At 58.8% G+C, this 8,289-nt stretch carries 12 protein-coding genes and 1 pseudogene; 6 read left to right on the forward strand and 7 right to left on the reverse strand.

The features are described 5' to 3' along the window. The 4 genes and pseudogenes from ACI2JO_RS19770 to ACI2JO_RS19785 form a co-directional block, all read right to left on the reverse strand. Positions 1-208: pseudogene (locus tag ACI2JO_RS19770) on the reverse strand (replication initiation protein); the annotation flags it as partial. Positions 209-597: 389 nt separating this feature from the next. Further along, entirely contained in the window at positions 598-906 is a 309-nt protein-coding gene (locus ACI2JO_RS19775; RefSeq protein ID WP_404722198.1) for a hypothetical protein, read from the reverse strand. Next, positions 891-1,760 (reverse strand): hypothetical protein, encoded by an 870-nt coding sequence (locus ACI2JO_RS19780; protein ID WP_404722199.1) that lies wholly within the window; start codon positions 1,758-1,760, stop codon positions 891-893. The genes ACI2JO_RS19775 and ACI2JO_RS19780 overlap by 16 nt, the downstream gene beginning before the upstream one ends. Then, on the reverse strand, positions 1,760-2,029 hold the full coding sequence (locus ACI2JO_RS19785) for a mobilization protein (protein ID WP_404722200.1): 270 nt from the start codon (positions 2,027-2,029) through the stop codon (positions 1,760-1,762). The genes ACI2JO_RS19780 and ACI2JO_RS19785 overlap by 1 nt, the downstream gene beginning before the upstream one ends. Positions 2,030-2,252: 223 nt before the next feature. Here ACI2JO_RS19785 and mobQ point away from each other — a divergent pair, with 223 nt between their 5' ends. The 4 genes from mobQ (at position 2,253) to ACI2JO_RS19805 (ending at position 4,639) form a co-directional block, all read left to right on the forward strand. Beyond that, on the forward strand, positions 2,253-3,311 hold the full coding sequence (gene mobQ / locus ACI2JO_RS19790; RefSeq protein ID WP_404722201.1) for a MobQ family relaxase: 1,059 nt from the start codon (positions 2,253-2,255) through the stop codon (positions 3,309-3,311). 67 nt (positions 3,312-3,378) lie between these two features. Next, on the forward strand, positions 3,379-3,624 hold the full coding sequence (locus tag ACI2JO_RS19795; protein ID WP_404722202.1) for a type II toxin-antitoxin system ParD family antitoxin: 246 nt from the start codon (positions 3,379-3,381) through the stop codon (positions 3,622-3,624). Beyond that, the gene (locus ACI2JO_RS19800) at positions 3,617-3,907 is read left to right on the forward strand and encodes a type II toxin-antitoxin system RelE/ParE family toxin (RefSeq protein ID WP_404722203.1); all 291 of its coding nucleotides are present in this window, start codon (positions 3,617-3,619) and stop codon (positions 3,905-3,907) included. Before ACI2JO_RS19795 ends, ACI2JO_RS19800 begins: the two co-directional genes overlap by 8 nt. A 45-nt stretch (positions 3,908-3,952) precedes the next feature. Beyond that, a complete protein-coding gene (locus ACI2JO_RS19805; RefSeq protein ID WP_404722204.1) occupies positions 3,953-4,639 on the forward strand; it encodes an endonuclease/exonuclease/phosphatase family protein in 687 nt (228 codons plus the stop codon). Positions 4,640-4,694: 55 nt separating this feature from the next. Here the strand turns inward: ACI2JO_RS19805 and ACI2JO_RS19810 are convergent, their stop codons facing one another. Then, positions 4,695-5,399, reverse strand: a complete 705-nt coding sequence (locus ACI2JO_RS19810; RefSeq protein ID WP_404722205.1) for a DUF2971 domain-containing protein — start codon at positions 5,397-5,399, stop codon at positions 4,695-4,697. Between the two features lie 442 nt (positions 5,400-5,841). Between ACI2JO_RS19810 and ACI2JO_RS19815 the strand changes: the two genes are divergently transcribed. Next, positions 5,842-6,399, forward strand: a complete 558-nt coding sequence (locus ACI2JO_RS19815; RefSeq protein WP_404722206.1) for a recombinase family protein — start codon at positions 5,842-5,844, stop codon at positions 6,397-6,399. A 114-nt stretch (positions 6,400-6,513) separates the two neighbouring features. Further along, positions 6,514-6,774 carry a hypothetical protein gene (locus ACI2JO_RS19820; protein ID WP_404722207.1) on the forward strand — a complete coding sequence of 87 codons (261 nt, stop codon included), beginning with the start codon at positions 6,514-6,516 and terminating at the stop codon, positions 6,772-6,774. A 12-nt stretch (positions 6,775-6,786) separates the two neighbouring features. Here ACI2JO_RS19820 and ACI2JO_RS19825 read toward each other — a convergent pair whose 3' ends face one another. Together ACI2JO_RS19825 and ACI2JO_RS19830 are read right to left on the reverse strand one after the other, a co-directional pair. Then, positions 6,787-7,221 carry a DNA-binding protein gene (locus ACI2JO_RS19825; protein WP_404722208.1) on the reverse strand — a complete coding sequence of 145 codons (435 nt, stop codon included), beginning with the start codon at positions 7,219-7,221 and terminating at the stop codon, positions 6,787-6,789. Positions 7,222-7,298: 77 nt separating this feature from the next. Beyond that, on the reverse strand, positions 7,299-8,289 hold a 991-nt coding region (locus tag ACI2JO_RS19830; RefSeq protein ID WP_404722209.1), incomplete at its 5' end, for a replication initiation protein.

Consider the following 8,289-nt stretch of genomic DNA (forward strand, 5'->3'; position numbering starts at 1 on the left):
GATGTTCTTGGTCGCGCCAGGCGTCGCCAGCGGCCTGATGCATCATGAGAGCGAGAACCTTGCGAGCCGACAGGCTAAGCGAGACACCGCGCGCGTAGCGGACTTCGACCAGTTCGCGCGGTTGCACGATCGTGTCGGAACCCCGCTCCTTCTCGATCCGCGCAACTTCCATCGTGCGCCCAGGCTTATCGTCGGCTGCCCCGCTCATGGCAGCACAATCGTTCGATGCAGCAGCGGGGTCAAGTATCATGAGATGAGGACGACTAGCTCCTCACTTCACGCACCCCATTCCTCACGATACCCCACCCCATTCCTCATGATACCCCACCCCAAAACTCATGATACCCCACCCCATTCCTCATGATAGGCTGGAATCGGCGTTTAAAATCAAAGAGATGCGACCCCCCTGAATCATAGAATCCTAGAATCATGAATCACCGCGCGCGAACAAAGAGGATTTAATGGAATTGGCCTGCGGCCAATGCGCTGCTGATGCGTGTCGGCTACGCCGTCACAGAAGCGGCCTATCGGCCGCAGGCTTGGCGAGGAAGAAGTCAGTCAGGGGGCAGCACCCGATCATTCACCGGCCGTTTTCCGTCATGGGATTGCACCGTTTCGATCGTGGACGTCGATCGTCGACACGCCCGAGGCGGCGATACGATCGATCAGGCGATCAGCTTCCTCCAACCTGTCACTGGGCCAATCGCGGGCGATGTGGATCTGATCGTCGCCAATTTCGACGGTCAGGTGCGAGATGGAGGGATCGAGGTCGAGCAGCCGCGTCATGTCGGCCTGGGTTTCGGGCGTGATGCGATGCAGGCCGTTCCCGGTCATCACAAGCTGCCAGGTCCGGGCGCGATCATCGCGTTGTTCGATCGTAGGGGTGTCGGTCATGGCATCGGCCATCCAGTGATGGATTTGGCGTTGGCGTTGGTGGCGAAGCAGTAGCGCACCCCCTGCCGCTTCTCGCTGTGCCAGCCGTTGCCCTTGGGGCAACCGGCGATATCCGGGATGGTCATGGTGCTGGCCTGGTCGAGCTGGCGGGCAAGCTTGCCGTTGGGGGTGTTGGCCCAACTCGCAGCGGCGACTTCATCACGAGCGCGGGCATAGCCCGACGCATCGCCGGCCTCGTCCCCCAGGTAATACCCGCACCCCAGCGCAACAGGCACAAGCAGGGCGAAAGCGGCGAGCGCCCCGTTCCACCATCCATCCCGCCGGCGCCGGCCCATCTCATAGGTGCGGCGATCAGCGACATCTGCGGCCAGGCGGTCGGCAAGGGCCGTATGCGCGGCTGTATCAGCATCGATCCGACGCCGAAGGGTCTCAGCGGCCCCGGCAAGGCCGTCTGCGGCCCCATGACGCGCTCCAGCTTCCGCACGGGCCTCCAGAGCCGCAGGATCGACCAGGCGGGCCGCTATGGCCTTGTCGCGGGCTTCCTCATCCTCCGCGCGCTGTGCGTCCTTGGCAGCAGCATCGGCAAGGCTGGCGCGTACGTCGGAAACCAAGTCGCGCAGGGTGCCGAAACCGACAAGCACGCGCTGGATGTTGGTATCGAGGTGGGAGAAGAAGCTATGCGCCTGGGCGGCATCGGCCGCACCGCGCGCACGACCGGCAGCAGAGGGGGGCGGGTCAGGGGGCATGTCGAACTCAGCGGGATCGAACTTGCCGGCCGGGGGATCGTCGCGATCGGACCCCAGCAGGCCACGTCCCCTTCCGCGATCCAGCAACCGGCGCGGATCATCATTCCGATCACGTTCCATCAGCCATCTTCCCCGGGTAGCATCCACCCCTCGAACGGTTTGCGATCCTGATCCCGGCTGATGCGGTGGGTCAGCTCGGAGACGATGCCGGCGAACCGCTTGTCCTTGGTGGCAGCATCGAGGAGCAGGCCGCCCAGGATGATCTTGCGGCGGGTATCGAGGCGGCGACCTTCGGTAGCAACACGAGCGTTGAGCGCATCGAGACGAGCCTTGGCTTGGGCGACCCTTTTGCGGGCCTGTTCGATCGCTTCGGGAGTGGGAGTCGGCATACCCTTTTCCGCGTCAAATCTCGATTGCGAGCGAGTATAGCGCAAACGAACAAACGAAGCCACCCGAGACGACAGAAGGAGACAAGGGCGCACTTTAGCATTACTGCGTAATGCGTGCGGCAGGGACACCCTGCACCCATGTCGCAAGCGACAGCGGGGCTTCCGCCCCACACCCCGACCAGCGTCATGCCGCTGGACTACGCTTGAGAGGCGCGCGCGGACGATGGCGATCTACCATCTGGCGGTGAAATCGGTGTCGCGCTCGACCGGGCGCAGCGCGGTCGCGGCGGTCGCTTATCGTGCCGGCGTCTGCCTCGAAAACGAGCGTGACGGCCTGGTGCACGACTACACGCGGCGGGGCGGTGTCGAGGACACGTTCATCGTCGCGCCGGAAGGCGCGGAGTGGGCGCAGGACCGTTCCGCGCTGTGGAACGCGGCGGAGGCGGCGGAGAAGCGCAAGGACGCCAAGGTGGCGCGAGAGTATGAGCTGGCGCTACCGGCCGAGCTGGACGCCGGCCAACGCCGCGACCTGGTTCGTGCTTTCGCGGAGGATATCCGGGACCGGTACGGGGTGGCGGTCGATGCGGCGATCCATGCCCCCCATGATTACGGCGACGATCGCAACCACCACGCGCACGTCATGACAACGACGCGGATAGTGGGCGCAGAGGGGCTGGGGGCAAAGACGCGCCAGCTCGACGTGCGATCGTCGGCGTCGATCGAGGTGGAGGAGATCCGGGCGAGCTGGGCCGCACAGGTGAACGACGCGCTGGAACTGGCGCAGGTGGCCGAGCGGGTCGATCATCGCAGCTATGCCCGCCAGGGCGTGGAGATGGAGCCGACCGTGAAGATGGGTCATGCCTCGGCCGCCATCGAGCGGCGGGCAGAGCGCGAGCAGATCGCGGCCGGCGAGGAACCGCACGCCGTCACGCCGCGCGGGCAGATGAACGAGGCGATCCAGGAAGCGCGGGGGTTGGGGGTCTATATCGAGCGCGGCCGGGAGTGGCTGCACGAGATGGGCGACCGGCTGCGGGAGCGTGCCGAGCTGGCGGCGCACAGCATGGCGAGTCTGGTGCAGGGCGCGGCGCGAACGATGCGGGCGGGGTTGCAGACCAGTACCGGCGACGGGTTCGAGGCGGTGCCAGCGCTCGACCACTCACCCCGGCGCGAGCAGACGCCCGGAACCGACATGGATCAGCCGGGGCAAGCCGAACGCGATCGGCAGCGACAGCAGGAGCGGCAACGCGGACTCGACGGGCCGGATATTGGTCAAGGGCGGTAGCGTGATCTTGCTACCATATGCTATGCGCTAAATCGCACCAATAGTATGATAGACCATGGAGGTTGATATGGCGACCGTGCGCAAAACCATCACCCTTACTGAGCAGCAGAATGCTTGGATCGCCGCCCAGATCAATGCCGGCAGCTACACTAATGATAGCGAGGCGATCCGCGACCTCATTCGGCGCGAGCAGGAACGGAGCTTCGAGATCGAGAGCATCCGCCAGGCGCTGATCGAGGGCGAACAGAGCGGGGAGCCGGAGCCGTTCGACTTCGCTGCGTTCAAGCAGCGCAAAGCCGCGCAGCATGGCTGAATACCGTCTCAGCCCGAGGGCGCAGCGTGATCTTGATGGGGTGTTCGACTATACCGTGACGCATTGGGGCTTGCCTCAGGCAATGCGCTACACCGACTTCATAGAAGCCGCCTGCGCCGATCTGGCCGAAGCGCCGCAGCAGGCGCAGGGCTGTGCCAACATCCGGCCGGGCTATCGACGGCGCAGCGTCGAGCAGCATGTCATATATTTTCGGGTGACTAGCTACGGCATTGCCATCATCCGCATCCTGCATCAGCGCATGGATGCGGCCCGCCATCTGTAGGTGCCACGTTCAGCAGCTCGCATAACGGAGGGCATAACTGACAAAATGCGGATTGTTTCTTGGAACTGCAACGGGGCCTTTCGCCGCAAATTTGATCGCATTGGAACGCTGAACGCTGACGTCTATGTAATTCAGGAATGCGAAAATCCTGCCACCTCAACCGCTGAATACAGCGATTGGTCTGGAGATTACGTATGGGCAGGTAAATCTGATCGAAAAGGCATCGGTATATTCGTAAAGAATGGTCTATCCGTACAAGCACTGGATTGGCCCAACTATGGACTTGAGCAGTTTATACCCGTTCGGATCGCGGATCGCATTAACCTGCTTGCTGTATGGACGAAAAACAGCGCGAACATGGCCTACATCGGACAGTTTTATCAGTACCTACAACATCATTCGGCGCTGCTAGATCCCAGCGTAATTATATGTGGCGATTTCAACAGTAACGCGATTTGGGACAAACGTGGTCGCGTGTGGAATCACTCAGAGTGCGTTTTGGCACTGAGCCGCCTCGGGTTCGACAGTCTCTACCATCACGCCATGGCTGAGCAGCAGGGGTTAGAAACCCACCCTACTTTCTATCTGCAACGGAACATGGGCAAGGCGTATCACATCGATTATTTCTTTGCTCATGTAGCAATGTACGGATCCGCGCCAAGCATAACTGTAGGTAAGGCGGCAGAATGGCTAGCAATAAGCGATCATATGCCTGTATTGCTGACGATCTAGCTGACTTAGGCAAATAATGTTTAGATTAGCCCAACCTATGGCTTCTCAATATTGTCTATAATGGGACCTCCACACCAAGATCGTCGTCACCGCCAAGGTCTACCTCATCATCAAGCGATATTGACATGAGATCGCCTGACTCGTCTTCATCATCCAAAATAATATCTGTGAAATATAGAAATCCAGGGTCACGGATACTACTTTGTTCAATCTCGTCTCGCTCGACAGGCCGCCTTCTTAATTTAAATGTATCACCCTGCGGGCCGATTTGATAAAGTTTAATATCTTGATGATTTATCAATAATTTAACTAGGGCCATCCGTACCGCCGGATCGCAACGAAGACCAAAATATATAGCAGTTAGCTCATAAGGTGCTTCTGTCGATCCTACGCTATCAAGGTCGCGCCATTCTTTTTCATAACGCCATTCGTTTGACTTGGCGTAGAAATATGTTTCTCGCACACGTCGTTCAGCTGAAAAGTCGTTCTTAAATTTCCATCGTACTACGTCATTGGTACTAATGGCTCGGGACGCGTTGTATGAAACGGGTATCAAATGCTGGTGCAGCACGGCTGATGTGTCATATTCCATGCAAATACCCCTGTGCTCGTCGGCATAGTGGCTCCACATTAAAACTGATGACCACGTAGCGCTCAAGGATAGAACGCCAGTCTCGCGAAATTCGTGTGCAATCTCATCTTTTATTCTATCTGCTATCATTTGCTTAAGGGTCTGCTCAGCTTGACTTCCCTTCTCCATCCAACGGCCTCTTTCTCCTGCATTATACCGGAGTTTGAGAATTTCCGACTCAGCAACATCTTTATTACTACGTTCGGTCAATATCTTTAGTAGCAGCCGTTCTAGAGTCTTCCGGGAGGAATTAACCTCCATAGTCGGATCACAATCTAGCGGATCGTTAAAATCTTTCGGTGGGCTATAATAAACCTCTGCCTCCGTAATGCACCTAAGCGTTCGGACGTTGAATGTTCGATATTTGTATAGTTTGCGAGGAGCGAGGACCATGCTTCCGTGTCGCAGCTGTACCTAATGATTGGAAGCCCTTACGGGGTTGTCATGTTAGCTACATCCAGCACATCTCCAATCTGCATGCTGATGCAAAAATCATAGGTTTTGCATCACTTAGAAAATGGCCAAAATTCGGGTACTTCCGTGATGCACAAATCCGATGCACAATCGAAGCATGATTTATGGCTATGCGCGCGTATCATCCACTGGGCAGGATTTAGCGCAGCAGCTCGCCGAACTCGACGCCGCTGGCTGCACGAAGGTTTACCGCGAGAAGATCAGCGGCGGGACTGCTGAGCGGCCTCAGCTCAAGCGCGCGATCGGCGCGCTCGGTGCCGGCGACGTGCTGATGGTGACGGCAACCGATCGCCTTGCCCGCAATACCCGTGACCTGTTGAACATCCTCCACGCGGTGAAGGAAGCCGGTGCCGGCTTCCGCTCGATTGCAGAGCCGATGGTGGACACCACGTCGCAGTTTGCCGATGTCATCATTGCCGTGTTGGGGGTCGCGGCCAGTTACGAACGCTATCGTATCACCGAACGCACCGCTGCCGGCAGGGTCCAGGCAAAGGCTCGTGGCGTGAAGTTCGGTCGGCGCGCTGCCCTTACCCCTCACCAGCAAGCTAAAGCGCTACAGCGGCTCGCGGCTGGCGATACGCAGCGCACGGTCGCAGCGTTGTTCAATGTGAATCAGGCAACGATATCCCGGCTCTGCCGTAGCCAAACTGGCTAAATCTGATCGCGATAAAATTTTGATTGACACGAATTCAAAGTTCTGATCGCGCACCTACCAAGAATATGCGAATCATGCTATACGGCTGAAACACCACAGCCCGAAAGGCCCCGTATGTTGCATCTCAACCGCCTTCAAAACTTCGCCAAGGAAGCTCACGCAAACTTGGACCAAGCCATTCTGGATCACGGCTCGCCGATACCGCGCGGGATGCTCACGCTATCGCAACAGGGAGATTTCCGACCCCTCACCGACGCCGAGGAGGCGGCATGGCGCGCTTCCAACGAGCGGATCATAGCGCAACATCAATCGACGTTGGATTACTATCGAGCAGCCTGCAAAGCGGAAGCGAAGCGGCTTCTTGATCCCGAATGACCATCGATGCCGTCACTCGTCAGGTCGGCCAAACAGACGACCAAAAAACCCCCGCTTAGACTCCGTTGGCCCCGGTCCGGCCAGCAAGCCGATCACCCGAGCCTGTGCTTCACGGCGCTCGTCCTCGGATTTATCGAGCCGCTGCCGCAGGTCATCGACTACCCCATCACGATCACGGAGCTGTTCACGCAACAGTTCAACTTCCCGGAGCAACCCCCCTGTTTCCATTAGGGTTTCCCTGTTTCCTAAGGGGGTGTCGGGACGACCTGTTTCAACCGTTTCCGGCTGTTTTGGGGGAAACACTCGAAACAGTTCGGATGTATCGATCAGATAGCCATTATCGGTTTTTTCCGCGTAGCTAAGACGCCCAGATTTAAGGGCTTTCGACACAGTTCCTTTACTGACGCCGACCAACTCGGCACCCTTTGTCATCGAAACTGTAGCCATAGGGTTATTTCCGTGTTTCCAACCGGGAACATGACCGGTTGCCACAGGGTATCGTGCAACCCGGTTAGAGACAAGGATCAGGGTTTCGCCCACTTTTCCGCGCAACCCTTTACCCATGTGGTCCAATCATCGCGAAGAGCATCGCCCCGGAGTTGCCGTCGCCTGTCAGACCGGACCCGGACGTATTGATCCGCTAGCCGCTGGATCGCGTGGCCTCCACCGTTGGCTAGGCCGATCGCATAGAGGTCTGGCGTTCGATATTCCGACACCTGATCGTCGGCAGGCCACCGCAGTATGTCCGAAACCGAAAGACTGGCGGCTGTGGCGGCGATGATCGCTGCAGGATCAACGATTGCCTCTTCGGTGCCTTCGCGCCGTGCACGCCGGCCGGCGCGGTGACGTTCATTTTCTTCCTCGGCCGCCACAGCGGCAATCGGGGCCTTGCGGCGGAAGGTGATCGCTATTTCCGTGACCTTGCGTCCCCTTCGCTTTGCGACCTCCCAGGCGACCGAGAATTGAGGAACGAGCTGATTTATCTCGGCCGTTGCCGCGTCGAGGACAAAGCGGCGTAGGTCGGCAAAAGAGCTATAGGTGCCTTCAGGGACGCCGAGCTTGGACCGTAGCGTGGCGACGTCCCCCCGCCAGATCGGTACGTCGCGGCGATACAGCAAAGCCCCGAGTTGGTAGAGTTCGAGGGCATATTTGCTATCGAACGCCAGCACCGTTGCCCGGTGCAGCAGGGCATAAGCTTCGCTGTCTTTCAGCAGATCGCGGGCGCGGCGGGTGAACCGGTAGATCAGCCACCCCTGTTCTCCCCCCTCAAATGTCTCCTCGATCATCTGGAACGTGCGCCGCCCTTGGTCGCCCTCGACCTGATCGGGCATCGCAAAAAAGATACCCATCAGCTCGTCGATCGTATCGGTAAGGCGATCATTGGAATTGTGGGAGCCGCGCAACATGCGCTTGGCGATCCGATGTTCTTGGTCGCGCCAGGCGTCGCCAGCGGCCTGATGCATCATGAGAGCGAGAACCTTGCGAGCCGACAGGCTAAGCGAGACACCGCGCGCG

It is taken from the genome of Sphingomonas sp. NPDC079357 (assembly GCF_044901155.1).
GTDB lineage: Bacteria > Pseudomonadota > Alphaproteobacteria > Sphingomonadales > Sphingomonadaceae > Sphingomonas.

Excerpts from the sequence above, each read along its gene's own strand:
- ACI2JO_RS19775 (WP_404722198.1), bottom strand. The coding sequence starts at position 906 with ATGGCCGATGCCATGACCGACACCCCTACGATCGAACAACGCGATGAT.
- ACI2JO_RS19780 (WP_404722199.1), bottom strand. The coding sequence starts at position 1,760 with ATGGAACGTGATCGGAATGATGATCCGCGCCGGTTGCTGGATCGCGGA.
- ACI2JO_RS19785 (WP_404722200.1), bottom strand. The coding sequence starts at position 2,029 with ATGCCGACTCCCACTCCCGAAGCGATCGAACAGGCCCGCAAAAGGGTC.
- mobQ (WP_404722201.1), top strand. The coding sequence starts at position 2,253 with ATGGCGATCTACCATCTGGCGGTGAAATCGGTGTCGCGCTCGACCGGG.
- ACI2JO_RS19795 (WP_404722202.1), top strand. The coding sequence starts at position 3,379 with ATGGCGACCGTGCGCAAAACCATCACCCTTACTGAGCAGCAGAATGCT.
- ACI2JO_RS19800 (WP_404722203.1), top strand. The coding sequence starts at position 3,617 with ATGGCTGAATACCGTCTCAGCCCGAGGGCGCAGCGTGATCTTGATGGG.
- ACI2JO_RS19805 (WP_404722204.1), top strand. The coding sequence starts at position 3,953 with ATGCGGATTGTTTCTTGGAACTGCAACGGGGCCTTTCGCCGCAAATTT.
- ACI2JO_RS19810 (WP_404722205.1), bottom strand. The coding sequence starts at position 5,399 with ATGGAGAAGGGAAGTCAAGCTGAGCAGACCCTTAAGCAAATGATAGCA.
- ACI2JO_RS19815 (WP_404722206.1), top strand. The coding sequence starts at position 5,842 with ATGATTTATGGCTATGCGCGCGTATCATCCACTGGGCAGGATTTAGCG.
- ACI2JO_RS19820 (WP_404722207.1), top strand. The coding sequence starts at position 6,514 with ATGTTGCATCTCAACCGCCTTCAAAACTTCGCCAAGGAAGCTCACGCA.
- ACI2JO_RS19825 (WP_404722208.1), bottom strand. The coding sequence starts at position 7,221 with ATGGCTACAGTTTCGATGACAAAGGGTGCCGAGTTGGTCGGCGTCAGT.